Below are 20,119 nucleotides of genomic sequence, written 5' to 3'. Positions count from 1 at the left end.
GCCCGTATGTTTGTCAATTCTGTGAAACCCGCTCCGGCATTAGACTTGATTGCTGTTGCTTAAATGCAACTGGCGGCGGGCTGAGCCTTTTACTGCGGAATAGTCGGCCGTCGCCAAGGTTCAAGAATTCGCACCAAATCGAGACAGCCTTCCCCAATCAGGCTCGAGATCCGGAATTTTCATCGGTACCATTTATGCGGGAACGGGCTTAGATCAAGAGCAGCGTCATCGAAGATGATGATCGCGCCTATCGGAGGCTCGCCCCTATGGAATCCAAGCCGCCCCCGCGCCACACGGGTCAATCGATTGAGAAAACGCGACCGTCGTTGCGGGGTTGACAGAGAACAAGGGTAAGGCATAGCCTTTCCGTATTCACCAGGGGGGTCCCGGCAAGGGGCTGAGATACTGCTGGACAATGAGGCTTTGCCTCCTGTGGCGCAGTGACCCGTTGAACCTGATCCAGTTCATACTGGCGTAGGGACGGTGCAAGCGCTCGAAGGCTTCGGATTCCCGCCTGGATTCCATGCCGGCGTCTTTTCATCATTCCGGCTGATTGACTGGGTCTCCAACTGCAACTTGGAGCCTCAAACCATGAATATTGCCGCAAAGAACCTCACTCCGACCGTCACCACCGGCCCGCTGCCGGCATCCACGAAAATCTATGTTCCCGGAGAGATCCACCCGGACATCCGCGTGCCGATGCGCGAAATCAGCGTCCATCCGACCTCGGGCGAGCCGCCTGTCATTGTTTATGATTCTTCCGGCCCCTACACGATCGAGGGCGCCGACATCCGCATCGAGGAGGGTCTATCTCAGCTACGCCGCGACTGGGTTCTCGCCCGCGGCGATGTCGAGGCTTATGAAGGCCGGCATGTGCGCCCTGAAGACAATGGTTTCGTCACCGGCGAACGGCTAACACCGGAATTTCCGGCCAAGCGCCAGCCCCTGCGGGCGAAAGACGGCAAGGCGGTCACCCAACTCGCCTATGCGCGCGCCGGCATCATCACGCCGGAAATGGAATTCATCGCCATTCGCGAAAATCTCGGCCGCAAGGCGAAGGCAGAAGCCCTGATTCGCGATGGCGAAAGCTTCGGCGCCCATATTCCGGATCATGTCACCCCAGAGTTCGTCCGCCAGGAAGTTGCGAGCGGCCGAGCGATCATTCCGGCCAACATCAATCACTCCGAAAGCGAGCCGATGATCATCGGCCGGAACTTCCTGGTGAAGATCAATGCGAATATCGGCAATTCCGCGGTCACCTCCTCAATGGCGGAGGAGGTCGAGAAGATGGTCTGGGCTGCCCGCTGGGGTGCCGATACCGTCATGGATCTTTCGACCGGCCGCAACATCCACAATATCCGCGAATGGATCATCCGCAATTCGCCGCTGCCGATCGGCACCGTACCGCTCTATCAGGCACTGGAAAAGGTCGGCGGCATTGCCGAGGAACTGACCTGGGAAATCTATCGCGACACGCTGATCGAGCAGGCGGAACAGGGCGTCGACTATTTCACCATCCATGCCGGTGTGCGGCTGCATTACATCCCGCTCACCGTCAATCGCGTCACCGGCATCGTCTCGCGCGGCGGCTCGATCATGGCCAAGTGGTGTCTGCATCACCATCGCGAGAGCTTCCTTTACGAGCATTTCGAGGAAATCTGCGATATCTGCCGTGCCTATGACGTCTCCTTCTCGCTTGGCGACGGCCTGCGCCCCGGCTCGATAGCTGACGCCAACGACGCCGCGCAGTTCGCCGAACTGGAGACACTCGGCGAGTTGACAAAGATCGCCTGGGCCAAGGATTGTCAGGTGATGATCGAAGGCCCCGGCCATGTGCCGATGCACAAGATCAAGGAAAACATGGACAAGCAGCTTTCCGTCTGCGGCGAGGCGCCCTTTTACACGCTCGGGCCGCTGACGACGGATATCGCGCCGGGCTATGACCACATCACATCGGGCATCGGCGCTGCCATGATCGGCTGGTTCGGGACGGCGATGCTCTGCTACGTCACGCCGAAGGAGCACCTTGGTCTGCCCGATCGCAACGACGTCAAGACAGGCGTCATCACCTATAAGATCGCAGCGCATGCGGCGGATCTCGCCAAAGGTCATCCGGCCGCGCAGGTTCGTGACGATGCTCTGTCGCGCGCCCGGTTCGAATTTCGCTGGGAGGATCAGTTCAACCTTTCGCTCGACCCGGACACGGCTCGCAGCTTCCACGACGAAACCCTGCCGAAGGAGGCCCATAAGGTGGCCCATTTCTGCTCTATGTGCGGCCCGAAATTCTGCTCGATGCGGATTTCGCACGACATCCGCGCCGAAGCACAGAAGGAAGGGCTGGAAGCCATGGCGGCCAAGTATCGAGAGGGCGGAGACCTCTATATGCCGGTCGAAGCCCCTGCCCAGCCGGCTGAATGACATGCGTATTCTCGTTAAAGGGGCCGGCGTTGCCGGCCTCACGGTCGCCCACGAGCTAGTCCGGCGCGGAGCCGAGGTCACGATCTCAGATCCAGGCCGGAATTTTCATCGCGCCGCCTCCTGGCTTGCCGGCGGCATGCTGGCGCCATGGTGCGAGCGGGAAAGTGCCGATGAGGCTGTACTGACGCTCGGCCGTGATTCCGCCGATCGATGGGACGCGATTCTGCCTGGCAAGATCGTCCGCAATGGAACGCTCGTCGTCGCGCCGAACCGCGATCAAAACGAGCTGAGGCGATTCGCCAGCCGCACGACGAATTACCGCTGGGTGGACGAAGACGAAATCGCCGCCCTTGAGCCTTCGCTTGCCGGCCGATTCCGCCAGGGCTTGTTCTTTCCGCAGGAAGCACATCTCGATCCCCGCGAGGTCCTGCAATCGTTGAAGGACGATCTATCTACAAAAGGCGTCACCTTTATCGACGGGCTCGTGGATGACGATAGCTTCTCTGAAATCATCGATTGCACGGGGGCTGCCCGCATCGGCCGCATCCGCGATTTGCGCGGCGTGCGTGGCGAAATGCTCTATCTGCAAAGCGATGAGATCGTGCTTTCGCGCCCCGTCCGCCTGCTGCATCCACGTTTTCCCGTCTATATCGTGCCGCGCGGCGAAGGCCTGTTCATGGTCGGTGCGACGATGATCGAGACCGACTTCAAAGGGCCGATCACCGCCCGTTCGCTGATGGAACTCTTGAACGCAGCCTATTCGCTGCACCCGGCCTTTGCCGAAGCTGCCGTGGTCGAAACCGGCGCCGGCATCCGCCCTGCCTTTACAGATAACCTTCCGCGCGTGACGCGGCAGGGCAAAGCCATCCTTGTCAACGGCCTCTATCGCCATGGCTTCTTGCTCGCGCCCGCCATGGCCGAGAAAGCCGCCGATCTCGTCTTTTACGGGCACGACGAAAGGAGCCGCCAATGCGCCTGATCATCAATGGCGAAGCGCAGATTGTTGAAGCAACGACGCTTTTACAACTTCTCACGGCTCTCGAATATGAGGGCGAGTGGCTGGCAACCGCCGTCAACGGCGAACTCGTCCATAGCGAGGAACGCGGCGACCATATCCTAACCGACGATGACAGGATCGAGATCCTGACGCCAATGCAGGGAGGCTGACCATGCTTGAACTCTACGGAACCCAAATTACATCGCGCCTTCTTCTCGGCACGGCGCGCTACCCCTCCCCGGCCGTACTGGCGGAAGCCGTCAAACGTTCGCAAACCGGGATCGCGACTGTATCGCTGCGCCGGGAAACGGCGGGCGGGCGTAATGGGGGCACATTCTTTGAGATGATTCGCGAACTCGGCGTTCGCGTCCTTCCCAATACAGCAGGCTGCCACGGCGTATCCGAAGCGATTCTAACCGCGAAAATGGCGCGCGAGGTCTTTCGGACCAATTGGATCAAGCTCGAGGTGATCGGCAATCACGATACGCTGCAGCCCGACGTTTTCGCGCTGGTGGAGGCGGCGAGAATCCTCACCGATGACGGCTTCGAGGTCTTTCCCTACACGACGGACGATCTCATCGTCGCCGAGCGGCTGCTGGAAGCCGGATGCAAGGTGCTGATGCCCTGGTGCGCGCCGATCGGAACGGCGGCCGGACCGCTCAATCTATCCGCTCTGCGATCGATGCGGGCACATTTTCCTGAGGTTCCGCTGGTAGTGGACGCCGGCATCGGCAGGCCTTCGCATGCAGCGACCGTCATGGAGCTCGGCTTCGATGCCGTGCTGCTCAACACAGCGGTTGCCGGGGCCGGCGATCCGGTCGCGATGGCGGAAGCCTTCGCCAAGGCCATCGATGCCGGCCGACAGGCATACAGCGCCGGCATGCTGGAGCCGCGCGATATGGCGGTGCCATCGACACCGGTGATCGGAAAGGCGGTGTTCGCATGACGCTCGATCCCTTCTACCTCATCGTCGATAGCGCCGCCTGGATCAGGCGATTGGTGCCGCTCGGCGTCAAGCTGGTGCAGTTGCGCATCAAGGATCGCTCAACGTCTGAGATCCGCGCGGAAATTCGCGAAGCGAAGGCAATTTGCGCCGCGCATGAGTGCCAATTGATCGTCAACGACTATTGGCAGCTGGCAATCGAGGAGGGTTGCGATTTCATCCATCTCGGCCAGGAGGATCTCGCTTCTGCCGATCTCTCCGCCATACGGGATGCCGGATTGAAGCTGGGGCTTTCGACACATGACGAGGCGGAGCTGGAGACGGCGCTTGCTGCCGAACCCGATTATATAGCGCTGGGGCCGATCTATCCGACCGTCCTCAAGGTTATGCCCTGGGCACCCCAAGGCCTCGATCGGATCGGCGCGTGGAAGGCGCGCATCGGCAATCGGCCTCTCGTTGCGATCGGCGGCCTGACGGTCGAACGTCTTGCGGGCGTATTCGAGCATGGCGCCGATATCGCCGCGGTCGTAACGGATATCACCCGCAATGCCGACCCCGAATCGCGAACGCTCGAATGGGTGGCGGCGAGCCGGCAGACGCCTCCAAATTGACAAGATCGCCCCTCAGGAGCCCATGCAAGGGGCTATTTTCAGCCGCTATTGCCCGATGAACGGGCCATTCATAGAATATTCAGCTGAACATAATCATGCTGAAGGCGTTAATTAGATGACTCGCGTATTCGCTGAGCACAAAGACTGCTTTGGAGGTAGTCATGATAAAGAAGACGGTTCTTACGGTTTTGCTGGCCGCTACGGTCGTAGGCGGCGCATTGGCGCCCGTCAGCAGCGCACAGGCACAGTATTACGACGGCCATCGCGGTGACTGGCGCGGCCATGACGATTGGCGTCGTCATCACCACCATGGCAATGGGGGCGCGATCGCCGGCGGCGTTGCTGCCGGTCTTCTCGGCGGCCTGCTTGTTGGCGGCGCTCTTGCCAACAGGGGCCCGGTTTATGAAGTCGCCCCGCCGCCGCCCAGGTGCTGGTACGAGGATCGCCGCGTCCAGAACGAGTATGACTATGGCTGGCATTACGAGCGCATTCGCGTTTGTAATTAGGCAATAAACGATGCGTCCGCCCGAATGGAGGCATCGTTTGATGGATGATTCGGATTTGCCGGCGGCCGGAACCGCCGGCAAATTTATTTTATGCGGTAAATTATAGTCCGTGCGTCCTCGGATAGGCATTGCGCTCCGGGAATGTTCGCCCGGCAAGGGTTTCCGGTTCGGGTCGCCAAATTTCGACGAGCAAGGGATAGCAGGGCACCGTATCGCTCGAATGTTCGCTGCCACAATCGCCGCCGGGGCAGGCCGAGATCGCGCCGAGCAGATCGATCTCCGAGAAGAACTCGAGGAAGTCGCCCGGCCGCACGGGACTCGCCTTCATGAAATACTGGTGGGTGTCGCGCGTAAATCCGGTACACATGAACACGTTCAGCACGTCGTGAACGTGAAACTCGGCCTCTTGCACAGGGATGTTCATTTCCTTGGCGAGCGCGCGTGACAGGTTTGAATGGCAGCAACGGTGATAGTCGTCGCCGTTCAGCAGCCGGTTCGTATAGGGATCGCAGCGCGTGCCGATGACATCGTGGATGCCGGCTCCATCCGCGTCCCAGCCATACCAGCCAAGCGTATCATGGGTGATCGTCGCCATCGGCCGCAGATAGGGCAACGTGCTCCACAGCCGATCGCCGACACCGACATGGGTGGCATGCAAAGCCCGCGTCTTGCCGCTGAAGAAGCGCTCAGAAAGATCGGCAGCATTCCACAGATTGAGATCGCCCACCTGCGCGCCCTCGACGCTGACGATCCGGAAGAAATGTCCCTTCGGCACGCGAAAACTGCCGCCTTCGCGCGCAGGCACGATGATTTCGGCAATCTTGGTCATGGTTTGCCTTGCCGCGCGCAGCACATCCATATCGACCGGCGGCAGCGTTCCGTTCGGGTAGACGACAACGGGGGGCTTGCCGCGCCGCTCCTCGGCATCGGCGGGTGCGGGCATATCGAAAATACTGTCCATGGCGGCTTTCATTCCTGCTCGATCTGACAAGAAGACATTCGTCTCGGCAGCACTGTAAGCATACAAGCTCATTGCGCAACGGTGATCGCGCTTGCGCTTTGGCTAAGTCTTACTTAGCCTGTTGGAATGCAACATGTCCCCCTTGCCTCCCTTCGCGCCTTCGAGGCAGCCATTCGCCATGAGAGTTTTGCCAAGGCGGCGGCCGAGCTCAATCTCACCGCCGCGGGCGTTAGCCAGCATGTCCGTACCCTGGAGGAATGGCTCGGCATCAAGCTCTTTACGCGCCATGCCCGTGGTGTCACGGCGACGATGGCCGGCCGTGAATTCGGGGCTGCCGTGGCAAACGGTCTCGGGCATATCGATATCGCCGCCCGGCGGCTGCGGTTTGCCACCAATATTCGGCCGGTCAGCGTGGCCTGCATCGCTTCCGTCGCCACGCGTTGGCTGATACCCCGGCTGACCGCATTCAAGAAAGAATACCCCGAAATCCAGATCAATATCGTCTACGCGCTCGATGCGAGGACGCCGGAGGAGGCAAGCGTCGATCTTCTGATCCGCCACGGACCAAGGCCTTCGACGCATGCCATCTCGCTATTGACGGCCGAAACGCGGCCGACCTGTTCGAGAGAATATGAGCACCGTCACGGATCGATCAGGACGCCAGCCGATCTCCTTAATCTCGACCTCCTGCACGATGAAACGACGGCCGCATGGACACGCTGGTTCGCCCTCGAAGGTATCCACCAGCCTCCAAGAGCCGGCCCGATCTTTGCCGATTTCGGCTTGATGATCGGGTCCGTCATCGGCGGTCAAGGTGTGGGCCTCTGCCCCTCGGCCTTGATCTCGTATGAATTGGCCAACGGCACGTTGATCACCCTGTTCGACACACCGTTGGATATGGACAAATTCTATTGGCTGCTGCCGGCGAGCCGGCTTTCCAGCGAAGCGGAGACATTTCGCGACTGGCTGATTTCCATTAGCAAGTAGAATACAGAGAAGCGATGGCTGCGGTCATTTGCAAACCGATATTCGCAGCCTGGCACGTTTCGTTACACACATGCCCTGATCGCCTTTACCGAATTGCAACCAGAAGGAGTTAAACCCTAACGTTTACCGGCGCGGAGATTTCAACATGCAAGATATCAATCGTTCCCGAGTTCTATTAACGGTGGGTACCGCGTCGTCTTACTGTCTTGTCCCATTATTGGCATACATCACCACCCTCAAGCTCAAATTAGATGGAACCTGGAACGCGATTCTACTCGTAGCATTCTTCACCTGCGTACTAAGCGTCGTTGCGTCACGATTCAAATGGGTGACCCTTCGTGCCACCATTGAATGTCTTGGCTGCGGATTTCTGCTCATTATACCAATCACGATTTCGACCTACATAGCCGCGAAGCTTAACTTCCCGCTTGCAGATGCGCAGCTAGCGCGATGGGACAGCATGCTCGGCGTCGATTGGCCTTTCATAATGAGATGGGTCGATGAGCACAGCCTTGCGGCCGAGGTCTTTAATCGCGCCTATAGAACCTTCAGCTATCAGCTGATTTTATACCCAATTGTGCTGATTGTGTTTAACAAGATCAACCAGGCATACCAGATGGTATCTGTCTATGGTTTGCTCTGCTTCCTGGCTAGCGCCGTTTCTATCTTTTGGCCAGCTCTTGGCACGTATACATTTTATCAGTTCGATGCCAGCACGCTGAAGAACCTGGATGCGACCTATGGATACTTCTTTCTTGAACAATTCCAAGCCGTCCGGGATAACCCAGATTTCGTCTGGAGCCTTGAGCAAAGCGCGGGAATCGTGACCTTTCCCTCAGTTCATGCAGCAGTCGCGACACTATGTGCATGGGCGATACGGCCTGTGCGCCTGTTACGCTATCCCGTCTTGGTTTTGAACATCGCCATGGCTTTATCGGCTGTACCCGCTGCCAATCACTACTTTATCGACGTGATCGCCGGCTGTTTGGTAGCACTTGTCTCCATCATCCTTGTCAGGTCCGTCACCCAGTCTCGCGAGGGGATCTTCCCTGAATTAATGAGACTTCGGCTTAGCACGAAGAAGGTCAACCTTTCACCTGAGTAATTCAGAAAGCGATCACACCTCGTTGCCGCAATGAAGGAATATAGACCGCATTGAATTGGCCTATACTGATGACATTCAGAAAGAAAGATCCTGAGATTCAAATTAATATCGTCTACGCGCCCAATACGAAAACGCGGCCGCGACATGCCTTCCTCAGAGGCCTTCGGCCGTAACGGTCAGAAAACGGACCGGCTCGAGATCGACGTCGGTATCGATCAGGCCCAGCCGCTTCAGCGTCAGATCGATGGCGCGGCGGGCTTGAACCTCCGGAGCCTGATCGAGAACGATCGTCATCAAACCCTCCTTCAGATAGCCGCGCGTCGCATCGGATAATTCGTGCCCGACCCAGAATACCGGCCGCTGGCGATACCGGCGCAGAACCGTCGCAATCGCGGCATTGTCGCCGCCGGCGCTATAAAGGCCGATAATATCGGTATACCGGGCGACGGCGTTGGTCAGCAGCTCGATCGTCTTCATTTCATCGTCCTCATCGAACATGACTTCAACGAAGCGATGCGATGGGTTCGCATGATCGAGCAGATAGTTGGAAAAGCCGCGGATACGCGCCTTGTGGTTCTCGTAAGCGCCGCTGTGGCAGAGCGCGACGAAAGTGCCGGAGATATTCGACTGCATGCGCGCCATGTAGAAGGCGGCGGTGCGACCGGCCGCCTCATTATCGATGCCGACGTAAGGCAGCTCCAGTGCTGGCCGCGTCATGATCTGCACGACAGGAATGCCATCGCCGGCAGCCTTGCGGATGCTTCCGACCACATCGGGATGATCGGGCGCAACGACGATCAGGGCGGAGCGCCGTGCCTGTGGATTGGCGATATGACGCGAAAAATCGGCAGGATCGTCTTCCCTGGCGAAAGTCCGCTGGATCTGGATATCCTTGTCGAGCAAGGCGGCGATGCGCTCGAAGGCTCGATTGAGCCTTGAATAGAAATAGGTTTCAGGCCGCAGCAGCACGACCTCGATGCGCACCAGACCGTGCCTGATCCCCGCGGGCGGCGTGCGGTAGCCGAGCCGCTTGGCCGCGATGAAGATCTTTTCCGCCGTTTCCGGCAAAACATTGCCGCGCCCGTTGAGCGCACGCTCGACCGTGGCTGCTCCCACACCTGCGGCCGCCGCCACATCCTTCAACGTAACCTTGGCCACGCTTTCCTCATTTTGCAACCTGATGATCAGATTTGATCATGGATTCGCGGCAGATGAAAGAGGGGGAATCTCAGCCGAAGCGAGTGACGAGAAAATCGATGACGCTGCGCAGCATGGCCGTCGGACGCCGGTCCGGCGCATAGACAAGGTGCATCGGTGTCGGCTGGTACGACCAAAGGGGCAGGACGGGCTCAAGACGGCCGGCATGGAGATCGGCCGCTAGGAGCAGTTCCGGCTGCAGCACGATGCCGGCTCCGTGTAGAGCGGCAACGCGCAAAGCCCCGCCCTGATTGGTGGTGAACCTGCCCTTTATGGCGATCTCACGCGTTTCCCCGTCTGGACCGACGAGATGCCAGCGTCCCTGCAGCCGCCAGTAGGAATGGCCGAGGCACATATGATTGGCAAGCTCCTCGGGGCTTTGCGGCCTGCCGCACCGATCCAGATAATCAGGCGACGCCGCAAGAATGCGTCGATAGGGTTTCAACGGACGCGCCACGAGACTGGTGTCCGTCAGATCGCCGATATGGATGCCGAGTTCGTAGCCTTCGCCGATCAGATCATGCGGATTATTGTCGAGCGCCAGATCAACGCTGACCTCAAGATTCTCATGCAGATAGTCGACAAGCGCCGGCACGAGGCTTTGCGTCCCGAAACTGACGGGGGCGACGAGCCGCAGGCGCCCGCGCGGCGCCGATTGCAGTTCGGAGGCCGATTGCTCGGCGAGCTCCACCTCCGCCAGCACCGTCTTGCAACGCTCGTAATAAAGCTTGCCGACCTCGGTCAGCTGATGGCGGCGTGTGGTGCGGTGAAGCAGGCGCGCACCGAGCCGCTGTTCGATCGTCCTCACATGTTTAGCAACCATGGCTGGCGATACCCTGCTTATGTCGGCAGCGGCAGCAAAACTGCCCTGTTCGACCACTCTGACGAACATCGCCATTCCAGCCAACTTATCCATGATTGCATACCCACAGGTTCGGAATGAAACAAATGGAAGCGTATTTATCGCCAGCTGGTTTTGCAAGATAGTCCGTGGGCGCCGAACATCCGGCGATAATTGCTCAAGGAGTTGCCATGCCCATCCTGCGCTTGGAAATGCATCCCGGCCGCACGCAAGACCAGAAGCGCGCTTTCGTTCGCGAAGCGACCAAAGCCGCTGTGGAAACACTCGTCTGCCCGCCGGAATCGGTGGAAATCATCATTACCGAGATTTCGAAAGAGTCCTGGGCGACAGCAGGAAAGCTGAAATCGGATAGCTGAAACGACCCGATTTCGTGATCGCGGCCTGGCGGTTTTTATTCGACCGTCAGGCCTCGTTTGGCGCTAGGCTCTGCCGCCCCCAGGCCTCGGCCCAATCCATCAGACGCGCCATCTCCTGCCTGAGAGCATGCGAACGGATAATATCGGCGGCGTGGCTCAGATTGCTGCGCGGATTGTAGAATGCGTTGATCTCTTCGCCGCTCTCCCGCCTTGCCGCCTCCAGGCGAAGCTTCATTTCCTCGACTTCGGCCTTCACCGCAAAGTACCGCTTCATGACCTCAACAAGGTCGCGGTCGCCTGCACTGATCTCCATGCATACTCCATCCTACTTATTTTAGCGTCTCGCAATGATCCGATTCGAATGGCGAAATCTAGGTCATTGTTTAGCCGGCAAGATGGATCGGGCGGCGAAGCCTTACGCGGTGGATGGGAAAGCGGATGAAGTAGGAAGCGGAATTACGACCAGTTTTCCTTGACCGACTGCATCACCACATTGGTCGAGGTGCTTGCGACGAAAGGCAAGCTGGAAATTTTCTCGCCAAGAACGATGCGGTAGCGGCGGATGTCCGAGGTCCGCACCTTGAGGAGATAATCGAAGCGGCCGGCGATCATGTGGCACTCTTCGATTTCCTTGATTTTCTTGATGGCATTGTTGAAGCTGAGCAAGGCCTCCTCACGGGTATCCGTGAGTTTCACTTCGGCAAAGGCGACGTGATCGAGACCAAGCTTGATCGGATTGAGGATGGCCTTGAAGCCGTCGATATAGCCGGAATCGATCAGTTTCTTAAGGCGTGCCTGGCAGGGAGTCTTGGAAAGGCCGACCCGCTCGGAAAGCTCCGTGATCGACATGCGGCCGTCTTCGACGAGGGCGTCGAGGATCTTTTGGTCGAACTGGTCAATTTCACTGGATTTGGTCATTTTCGCAGGCATTCCTATTTGAAATAAGCGCTATTGAAGTTCAATATGACTGGAAAGCCGCAGTTTCAAGGCGGAACGCTTTTTTGGAATGAAGTATGCTCTCGTCGAAGCAACGGGAGGGCTACGGGTGGCGATATCGCTAACCTCAGCTCAAACCATTAGGCCCCTTGCACCTTGAGGTTATCATGATTGTCTCTGCCAAGCTCGCCACTGAAAAACCAACTGCAGATGCTGCCCCATTTTCGCATTTCGCGCCGCCCATTCGTGAGCAGAGCCCGCTGCGCCAGGCGATCACTGCCGCCTACAGACGCCCCGAGACCGAGTGCCTGCCCTTCCTCGTTGAAGCGGCGACCTTGCCGGAAACGACTCGCGAGGCGACAAGGAAAACGGCCAGGAAACTGATCGAAGCGCTGCGCGCCAAGCACAAGGGCGACGGCGTCGAGGGGTTGGTGCACGAATATTCCCTGTCGAGCCAGGAAGGTGTCGCGCTGATGTGCCTTGCCGAGGCACTGCTGCGCATCCCGGACACCGCGACGCGCGATGCGCTGATCCGCGACAAGATCGCCGGCGGCGACTGGAAGTCGCATATCGGCGGTGGCCGCTCGATGTTCGTCAATGCCGCGACCTGGGGCCTCGTCGTGACCGGCAAGCTGACCTCGACGGTCAACGAAGGCGGCCTCTCCGCCGCACTGACAAAGCTGATTGCCCGCGCCGGCGAGCCCGTCATCCGCCGTGGCGTCGACATGGCCATGCGCATGATGGGCGAGCAATTCGTCACCGGCGAGACCATCGATGAAGCATTGAAGCGAGCACGTGCGCTCGAAGCGAAGGGCTTCCGCTATTCCTACGACATGCTCGGCGAGGCGGCCACGACCCACGCCGATGCAGAACGCTACTATCGCGACTATGAAAACGCCATTCACGCGATCGGCAAGGCCTCGGCCGGGCGCGGCATCTATGAAGGCCCCGGGATCTCCATCAAGCTCTCCGCGCTGCACCCGCGCTATTCGCGTTCGCAGGCCGACAGGGTGATGGGCGAACTTCTGCCGAAGGTGAAGGCGCTGGCATTGCTCGCCAAACGCTACAATATCGGCCTGAATATCGACGCGGAGGAGGCCGACAGGCTGGAGCTGTCGCTCGATCTGCTGGAAGAGCTGTGCCTCGATCCGGATCTGTCCGGCTGGGATGGCATCGGCTTCGTGGTGCAGGCCTACGGCAAGCGCTGCCCCTTCGTCCTCGATTTCATTATCGATCTCGCCCGCCGCTCCGGGCATCGCCTCATGGTCCGTCTCGTCAAGGGCGCTTATTGGGACGCCGAGATCAAGCGCGCGCAGTTGGACGGCCTGGAAGGTTTCCCCGTCTATACCCGCAAGATCTACACCGACGTCTCCTACATCGCCTGCGCCAAGAAGCTCCTGGCCGCCACCGACGTGGTCTTCCCGCAATTTGCCACCCACAACGCCCAGAGTCTGGCCACCATCTACCATATGGCTGGCGACGACTTTGCGGTCGGCAAATATGAATTCCAGTGCCTGCACGGCATGGGCGAGCCGCTCTATGAAGAGGTCGTGGGCGCCGAAAATCTTAATCGCCCCTGCCGGATCTACGCGCCAGTCGGCACCCACGAAACGCTGCTCGCCTATCTTGTCCGCCGCCTGCTCGAAAACGGCGCCAATTCCTCGTTCGTCAACAAGATCGCCGACCCTGCCGTCCCGGTATCGGAGCTGATCGCCGATCCCGTCGAGATCGTGCGCAGCATGACGGTTGTCGGCGCGCAGCACGACAAGATCGCTCTCCCGGCCGATTTGTTCGGCGGCGCGCGACGGAATTCCGCTGGTGTCGATCTCTCAAATGAAACGGCGCTCAACGATCTCTCTGCGCAGCTGCAAGCCTCGGCAGCCAAAGACTGGACCGCCAAGCCACTTCTCGCCGACCGCTCCGAGCGCGGCGTGGCCCGTGCAGTTCTCAATCCTGCCGACCATGCGGACCTCGTTGGCCATGTCGTGGAGCTCGAGCCGGAAGATGCGCCCGACGTCATGCGGCTTGCCGCCGCGGCAGCCGAGCGTTGGGCCGCGGTGAGCCCCGCAGAGCGGGCCACCATCCTTGAACGCGCCGCCGATCTCATGCAGAGCGAGATGTCCGCTCTCGTCGGCCTGACCATCCGCGAAGCCGGCAAATCGGCCGCAAACGCCGTCGGCGAAATCCGGGAAGCGATCGACTTCCTTCGCTATTACGCCGCGCAGGCACGCCAGGTGCTGAAGCCGGAGAGCGAGCCGCTCGGCCCTGTCGTCTGCATCAGCCCGTGGAACTTCCCGCTGGCGATCTTCACCGGACAGGTTGCGGCCGCGCTTGTCGCCGGCAATCCGGTCGTCGCCAAGCCGGCCGGCAATACGCCGCTGATTGCGGCGCAGGGCGTCCGCATCCTGCACGAGGCCGGCATCCCGCGCGATGTCCTGCAGTTTGTCCCCGGTAGCGGCAGAACGGGCGCAGCCCTCGTCGGTGCTCCCGAAACCGCCGGCGTCATGTTCACAGGCTCGACGGAAGTTGCTCGCCTGATCCAGGCTCAGCTTGCGGAACGACTCTCCAAATTCGGCAGGCCGATTCCCCTCATCGCCGAAACCGGCGGGCAGAACGGCATGATCGTCGACTCCTCTGCCCTTGCCGAGCAGGTCGTGGGCGACGTCATCGCCTCGGCCTTCGACAGTGCCGGCCAGCGTTGCTCGGCCCTGCGCGTCCTTTGCCTGCAGGAGGAAGTGGCCGATCGTACGCTGACCATGCTGCGCGGCGCCCTTCGCGAGCTCTCGGTCGGCAGGACCGATCAACTTGCAGTCGACATCGGCCCCGTCATCGACGACAACGCCAAGCGCGGCATCGACGAGCATATCGAACGCATGCGCAAGCTCGGCTGCAATGTCGAACAGCTCGACCTTCCCGAAAGCGCTGCCAAGGGCACCTTCGTCGCTCCCACCATCATCGAGCTCAAGAAGCTCAGCGATCTGAAGCGCGAGGTGTTCGGCCCGGTCCTTCACATCATGCGCTATCAGCGCAAGGGGCTCGACAAGCTGATCGCCGATATCAATGCCTCCGGCTACGGCTTGACCTTTGGCCTGCACACCCGGCTTGACGATACGATCGCCCATGTGACCGAGCGCGTGCGCGCCGGCAATCTCTATGTCAACCGCAACATCATCGGCGCCGTCGTCGGCGTCCAGCCCTTCGGCGGCCGCGGGCTTTCCGGTACCGGTCCGAAGGCCGGTGGCCCGATGTATCTGCGCCGTCTGGTCGCCTCCTCGACGGAACCATTGCGCGATGCCTCCGTGCAGGTCGATCCCGCTGCACAGCAGTTTATCGCCTGGCTCGAAAGCAAGGGTGCCGCGGACACAGCCAAACAGGCCCGTGCCGTCGCCGCCCAATCGCCGCTCGGCTTTAATACCGAGCTGCAAGGCCCGGTCGGCGAGCTGAACCTCTACGCGCTGCATCCGCGCGGCAGAATCCTGCTCGTTCCGCAGACGGCTCCTGGCCTGCATGTCCAGATCGCCGCAGGCCTTGCGACAGGCAATTCGATCGTCATCGATGCGGCATCGGACCTGCAGAAAGAGCTTCATGGCCTGCCGGCGCAGGTCGCAAACCGCATTTCCTGGACGAAAGACTGGGCGGCCGATGGACCTTTCGCTGGCGCTCTCATCGAAGGTGACGCTGCACGCATCCAGCAGGCGATCAAGACGATCTCGGCTATCCCCGGCCCGCTGATTCTCACACAGGCTGCGTCGAGCGAGGAAATTGCCAAGAACGCAGATGCCTATTGCCTCAACTGGCTGCTCGAAGAGGTGACGACATCGATCAACACCGCGGCTGCCGGCGGCAATGCCAGCCTGATGACGATCGGCTGAAACTAACGGCGATCTAGAACGCGGCGGCCGGACCGGCAGGTCTCGACCGCCGCTTTGTTTCATGGCGTGCATTCTGCAGTGACCTGCCAATTCGCTACGGCCTTCACCTAGCTTCTCGGCCTCCTTCTTTTCCGTGCAGAAATTTTTGAGAAAAGCTTTTCTCTAGTTGACTCCTGCGTTGAGAAAAGCTTTTCTCATGAAAACTCGACTGGGAGAAGACATCTGGAAAATCAGCGTGCGAAAAGCGGACGCGCAACGATTCACGACGTTGCGGCGGCTGCGGGCGTAAGCATTTCAACGGCATCCAAGGCCTTGAACAATACCGGCCGCATGGGCGACGACACACGCGAAAGGGTCAAGCGTGCCGCCGCCGACATCGGCTTCCGTCCGAATGCCTTGGCCAAGGGATTGCTCAGCAATCGCACGTTCACGATCGGTCTTCTGACCAACGATACATATGGCCGCTTCACGCTGCCGGTCATGGCCGGCATCACGGAAGCGCTCGTCGATCACGGGGTATCGGTCTTCCTCTGCACCATCGAGGACGATCCGGCGCTTGGAAAGGTTCATGTGGACGCGATGCTGGACAAGCATGTGGATGGCATCATCGCCTCTGGAAAGCGGATCGACCGCCGCCTGCCCGTCGATCTGTCCAATCTGCCGATCCCGGTCATCTATGCATTTACCGAGGGGGCTCCGGGAAGCGTCACCTTCTGCGCCGACGACTATCAGGGGGCGGCCCTTGCGGTCGAATGGTTGCAGGGACTCGGCCGACGCCGGATCGCCCATGTGACCGGCCCTGAAAGCTTCGTTTCGGTGCGTGAGCGTGCCAAGGCCTATCGCGACCTCGCCGGAGACGGGCTGCCGGTCATGTACGGTACATGGTCCGAGGCCTGGGGACACGACGCCGTCGCACGGCTCTGGAGCGAAGCCGGAGCGAAGCCGGACGCGATCTTCTGCGGCAACGACCAGATTGCCCGCGCGGTCGTCGATGCGCTGCGCGAGCGCGGCGTACGGGTGCCGGAGGATGTCTCGGTGGTGGGTTTCGATAATTGGGAAATCGTCGCCGCACAGACCCGGCCGCCGCTGACGACGGTCGACATGAATCTCAAGGCGCTTGGCCGCGAGGCCGGGCTGACGGTTCTCGCGCTTGCAGAAGGACGCAACGTCGAACCCGGCATCAGAACTTTGCCCTGCGAGCTTATCGTGCGGCAATCATGCGGGGGAAGCCCCGGTCGTTGATTAAAGGGAAAGGGGCTGACGGGAGTAGCCCCATGGGAGGAGAACATGATGAAGCGATTTCTGGCCGCAACAGGCCTCATATCCTTAATGCTTGCATCCGGTGCATCTGCCGAAAACATCTCCATGTGGGTTCGAAGCGGCATTGGCGATTCCTTCAAGAAGGTCGTCGCGGCCTATAATGCCGGCCATGAGGACAAGGTCACGCTGACCGAAGTACCCTTTGCCGAACTCGTGCAGAAATATGCGACGGCGATTGCCGGCGGCCAGGCGCCGGACGCTCTGTCGATGGACCTCATCTACACGCCGGCTTTCGCCGCCGCCGGTCAGCTCGAGGACCTGACGGACTGGGCAAAGAGCCTGCCCTATTTCAATTCGCTGTCGCCCTCGCATGTGAAGCTCGGCACCTATGACGGTCACATCTATGGCCTGCCCCTATCCGTCGAAACCTCGGTTTTCGCTTGGAACAAGGATCTCTACAAGAAGGCCGGCCTCGACCCCGAAAAGGCTCCGACCACATGGGAGGAGATCACAAGCAATGCCGAGAAGATTCGCGCGCTCGGTAGTGATACCTACGGCTTCTACTTCTCCGGCGGCGGCTGCGGCGGCTGCATGATCTTCACCTTCACGCCGCTCGTCTGGGGTGCCGGCACCGATATTCTCTCGGAGGACGGCAAGAAGGCAACGCTCGACACGCCGCAAATGCGCAAGGCAGTCGACATCTATCGCAACATGGTCAAGAAGGATCTGGTGCCGGCGGGTGCCGCAAGTGATACCGGCGCCAACTTTCTGAGCATCAGCAACGGCAAGATCGGCCAGCAGAGCATCGGCGCCTTTTCGATCGGCACACTGATCACGCAATATCCCGATATCCATTTCGGCGTGACGCTGATCCCCGGCGTCGACGGCAAGCCGTCCTCTTTTGCTGGCGGCGACAATTTCGTCATCTCAAAGGGCACGAAGAAGCTCGATGCCGTGAAGAAGTTCCTCGAATACACTTATTCGCTCGACGGACAGAAGATCATGGCGAAGTACGGCAGCCTGCCGACGCGCGGCGATATCGCCGACCAGGTGCTTCAGGGCCTGGATCCGCGCATGCAGGTCGGGCTGAAGGCAATCTCGGTTGCCAAAACGCCTTACACGCTACAGTTCAACGACCTGATCAACAGCGCTAACGGACCGTGGGCGGGCTTCACTAACGCAGCCATCTTCGGAAGCGACGTCGATGGCGCATTCTCCAATGCCCAATCGGAGATGCAGTCGATCATCGACAACGCTCAACAATAGTAAACTCACCCGCGCCGGGGAGCTTTGTGTTCCCCGGTTCCTCCATCGCAATATCGGGAGCATTCCATGGCTGGCCCTGGAGCTATCGCAACCGCACGTCCCCGAAAACGACGGCGTGCCAGTTGGCACGGGTTTCTCTATATCGCGCCGGCCATGGCGCTCGTGATCGTCTTCTTCGTGCTACCCGTGGTCTTTACCTTCTGGATGAGCTTCCACAACTGGCCATTGCTCGGCAATCCCCGCTGGATCGGCTTCGGTAATTATATCCGCATGGTCTCCGATATGCGCTTCATGGCAGCGCTGCGCTTCACCGCCTATTACACGGTGATCGTGACCATTGCGATCTTCGCCATAGCCTTCCCGCTCGCCTTCTTCGTCGAAAAACACCGGCCGCTCGTCGGCTTCTACCGCACGATCATCTTCCTTCCCGTCGTCGTCGGACTTGCAACGGCGTCGCTGCTCTGGGTCTGGCTCGCCAATGTCGACGCCGGCTTCTTCGCACCGGTCGCTCTGGCGCTCGGTCTCGTCGACAAGAGGCCGAACCTGCTTGCCGATTTCGACATGGCATTCGCGACTATCATCGTCATGGTGGTCTGGAAGATCGCCGGCTTTACCATGATCATCCTGCTGACAGGCCTGCAGGCAATCCCCTCCGAACTGACCGAGGCCGCGCGAATCGACGGCGCCAAGCGCTGGCAGCGCTTCCGGCATCTGACTCTGCCGCTGATGCGTCGCACGATTGCGCTTGCGCTCATCATTTCCATCACCGGCTCGGTGCTTGCCTTCGACCAGTTCTACATCATGACATCAGGCGGCCCGCAGAACCGTATGATTTCGGTGGTCTATTACATATTCAACCAGTCCTTCGTATCCTTCAATCTCGGTTATGGCGCAGCGCTCTCGATCGCGCTCCTCGTCATCCTGGTGCTGATCAGCATCGTCCAGCTTTGGCTGCTGCGCGTCGGGGAGGACAAGCCATGAGCACGGCTAAGGAGCGTCGCGTGCGGCGCAAGCTCTGGGGCGGCATCGGCTATCACGGCATCGGCGTCGTTATCGTCATCTTTTTCTTCGCGCCGTTCGCCATTGCACTGCTATCATCGTTCCGGCATGGAACCGAGGCGAGCCTGCCGCCGCTGCCGCCATGGCCGACAACCGGCTTCAGCTTCGACGCCTACCGCTCGCTCGATGGCTTCGGCGCCGGCGTCGTCCAGCATACGCTGAACTCCCTGTTCGTCTCGGTCGGAACGGTGCTGTTGACCGTCATCGTCAGCCTGCTCGCCGGCTATGGCTTCTCGCGCTATCATTTCCCCTTCAAGGGTGCGCTCTTCATCCTGATCATCGCGACGCTGATGATCCCCTTCCAGTCGATCCTGACACCGCTCTTCATCATCCTGGCAAGGCTCGGCCTCAACAATTCGCTGATCGGGCTGACGCTCGTCTATGTGACGCTGCAGCTTCCTTTTTCGGTCTTCATGATGCGCAACGCCTTCGACGCCGTGCCGAAGGAAATCGAGGAGGCCGCGCGCATCGACGGCGCGCGCGATCTGAAACTGCTGTTCCGTGTCCTCTTCCCATTGGTGCTGCCGGGGGTTGCGACCGTCGCGATCTTTGCCTTCCTCAATGCCTGGAACGAGTTCCTGGCAGCTTTGGTACTCCTGTCGAGCAACGAGAAATTCACCCTGCCGGTGCTGATGATCGCCGTCAGGACCGGTCGCCTCGGCGCCGTCAACTGGGGAGCTGTCCAGGCCGGTATCGCCGTCATGACCATCCCCTGCGTCATCGTCTTCCTGCTTCTGCAACGCTATTACATGCGCGGGCTGATGGCCGGCGCGGTGAAATAAC

19 protein-coding genes and 1 riboswitch are annotated in these 20,119 nt (G+C 59.9%); of the genes, 14 read left to right on the top strand and 5 right to left on the bottom strand.

Annotated elements, in window-relative coordinates:
* The first annotated feature begins 367 nt into the window (after positions 1-367).
* A riboswitch (TPP riboswitch) is annotated at positions 368-499 on the top strand.
* A 92-nt stretch (positions 500-591) separates the two neighbouring features.
* The 6 genes from thiC (at position 592) to FHT85_RS14650 (ending at position 5,475) form a co-directional block, all read left to right on the top strand.
* The gene (gene thiC / locus FHT85_RS14675) at positions 592-2,418 is read left to right on the top strand and encodes a phosphomethylpyrimidine synthase ThiC (protein WP_112410903.1); all 1,827 of its coding nucleotides are present in this window, start codon (positions 592-594) and stop codon (positions 2,416-2,418) included.
* Position 2,419: 1 nt separating this feature from the next.
* Positions 2,420-3,397, top strand: coding sequence for a glycine oxidase ThiO (thiO, locus tag FHT85_RS14670; protein ID WP_112410890.1), 978 nt, complete (start codon positions 2,420-2,422; stop codon positions 3,395-3,397).
* Entirely contained in the window at positions 3,388-3,585 is a 198-nt protein-coding gene (thiS, locus tag FHT85_RS14665) for a sulfur carrier protein ThiS (protein WP_112410889.1), read from the top strand. Before thiO ends, thiS begins: the two co-directional genes overlap by 10 nt.
* A 2-nt stretch (positions 3,586-3,587) precedes the next feature.
* Positions 3,588-4,361, top strand: coding sequence for a thiazole synthase (locus FHT85_RS14660; RefSeq protein ID WP_112410888.1), 774 nt, complete (start codon positions 3,588-3,590; stop codon positions 4,359-4,361).
* Entirely contained in the window at positions 4,358-4,969 is a 612-nt protein-coding gene (locus FHT85_RS14655; RefSeq protein WP_112410887.1) for a thiamine phosphate synthase, read from the top strand. Before FHT85_RS14660 ends, FHT85_RS14655 begins: the two co-directional genes overlap by 4 nt.
* A 161-nt stretch (positions 4,970-5,130) precedes the next feature.
* Positions 5,131-5,475 carry a hypothetical protein gene (locus FHT85_RS14650; RefSeq protein ID WP_112336866.1) on the top strand — a complete coding sequence of 115 codons (345 nt, stop codon included), beginning with the start codon at positions 5,131-5,133 and terminating at the stop codon, positions 5,473-5,475.
* Positions 5,476-5,575: 100 nt separating this feature from the next.
* On the opposite strand, the gene FHT85_RS14645 is transcribed toward FHT85_RS14650, so the two are convergent.
* Positions 5,576-6,436 carry an urea carboxylase-associated family protein gene (locus FHT85_RS14645; protein WP_112410886.1) on the bottom strand — a complete coding sequence of 287 codons (861 nt, stop codon included), beginning with the start codon at positions 6,434-6,436 and terminating at the stop codon, positions 5,576-5,578.
* A gap of 126 nt (positions 6,437-6,562) precedes the next feature.
* Between FHT85_RS14645 and FHT85_RS14640 the strand changes: the two genes are divergently transcribed.
* Positions 6,563-7,423, top strand: coding sequence for a LysR substrate-binding domain-containing protein (locus tag FHT85_RS14640; RefSeq protein WP_112410885.1), 861 nt, complete (start codon positions 6,563-6,565; stop codon positions 7,421-7,423).
* Between the two features lie 145 nt (positions 7,424-7,568).
* Positions 7,569-8,528: a phosphatase PAP2 family protein gene (locus tag FHT85_RS14635; RefSeq protein ID WP_112410884.1), complete on the top strand. Its 960-nt coding sequence runs from the start codon at positions 7,569-7,571 to the stop codon at positions 8,526-8,528.
* Between the two features lie 153 nt (positions 8,529-8,681).
* On the opposite strand, the gene FHT85_RS14630 is transcribed toward FHT85_RS14635, so the two are convergent.
* The gene (locus FHT85_RS14630) at positions 8,682-9,686 is read right to left on the bottom strand and encodes a LacI family DNA-binding transcriptional regulator (protein WP_112410883.1); all 1,005 of its coding nucleotides are present in this window, start codon (positions 9,684-9,686) and stop codon (positions 8,682-8,684) included.
* 70 nt (positions 9,687-9,756) lie between these two features.
* On the bottom strand, positions 9,757-10,641 hold the full coding sequence (locus FHT85_RS14625; protein ID WP_112400842.1) for a LysR family transcriptional regulator: 885 nt from the start codon (positions 10,639-10,641) through the stop codon (positions 9,757-9,759).
* Between the two features lie 116 nt (positions 10,642-10,757).
* On the opposite strand from FHT85_RS14625, the gene FHT85_RS14620 reads away from it, so the two are divergent.
* The gene (locus tag FHT85_RS14620; RefSeq protein ID WP_112336872.1) at positions 10,758-10,943 is read left to right on the top strand and encodes a 4-oxalocrotonate tautomerase; all 186 of its coding nucleotides are present in this window, start codon (positions 10,758-10,760) and stop codon (positions 10,941-10,943) included.
* Positions 10,944-10,989: 46 nt separating this feature from the next.
* On the opposite strand, the gene FHT85_RS14615 is transcribed toward FHT85_RS14620, so the two are convergent.
* Positions 10,990-11,256, bottom strand: coding sequence for a hypothetical protein (locus FHT85_RS14615; RefSeq protein ID WP_112336873.1), 267 nt, complete (start codon positions 11,254-11,256; stop codon positions 10,990-10,992).
* Positions 11,257-11,399: 143 nt separating this feature from the next.
* Complete coding sequence (locus tag FHT85_RS14610; RefSeq protein WP_015342703.1) at positions 11,400-11,861, bottom strand: Lrp/AsnC family transcriptional regulator; 462 nt, start codon at positions 11,859-11,861, stop codon at positions 11,400-11,402.
* 185 nt (positions 11,862-12,046) lie between these two features.
* Between FHT85_RS14610 and putA the strand changes: the two genes are divergently transcribed.
* The 5 genes from putA (at position 12,047) to FHT85_RS14585 (ending at position 20,118) form a co-directional block, all read left to right on the top strand.
* Entirely contained in the window at positions 12,047-15,751 is a 3,705-nt protein-coding gene (gene putA, locus FHT85_RS14605; protein WP_112410882.1) for a trifunctional transcriptional regulator/proline dehydrogenase/L-glutamate gamma-semialdehyde dehydrogenase, read from the top strand.
* A gap of 222 nt (positions 15,752-15,973) precedes the next feature.
* Positions 15,974-16,993: a LacI family DNA-binding transcriptional regulator gene (locus FHT85_RS14600; RefSeq protein ID WP_112410881.1), complete on the top strand. Its 1,020-nt coding sequence runs from the start codon at positions 15,974-15,976 to the stop codon at positions 16,991-16,993.
* Between the two features lie 45 nt (positions 16,994-17,038).
* Positions 17,039-18,277, top strand: a complete 1,239-nt coding sequence (locus FHT85_RS14595; protein ID WP_112410880.1) for an ABC transporter substrate-binding protein — start codon at positions 17,039-17,041, stop codon at positions 18,275-18,277.
* Between the two features lie 66 nt (positions 18,278-18,343).
* A complete protein-coding gene (locus FHT85_RS14590) occupies positions 18,344-19,258 on the top strand; it encodes a carbohydrate ABC transporter permease (RefSeq protein ID WP_112410879.1) in 915 nt (304 codons plus the stop codon).
* Complete coding sequence (locus FHT85_RS14585; RefSeq protein WP_112400844.1) at positions 19,255-20,118, top strand: carbohydrate ABC transporter permease; 864 nt, start codon at positions 19,255-19,257, stop codon at positions 20,116-20,118. Before FHT85_RS14590 ends, FHT85_RS14585 begins: the two co-directional genes overlap by 4 nt.
* The last annotated feature ends 1 nt before the right edge of the window (position 20,119 follow it).

The sequence above is a fragment of the Rhizobium sp. BK312 genome, assembly GCF_014193605.1.
Classification (GTDB): domain Bacteria; phylum Pseudomonadota; class Alphaproteobacteria; order Rhizobiales; family Rhizobiaceae; genus Rhizobium.
Note: the sequence above shows the minus strand (reverse complement) of the source record. Positions and strands in the feature narration are given on the sequence as shown.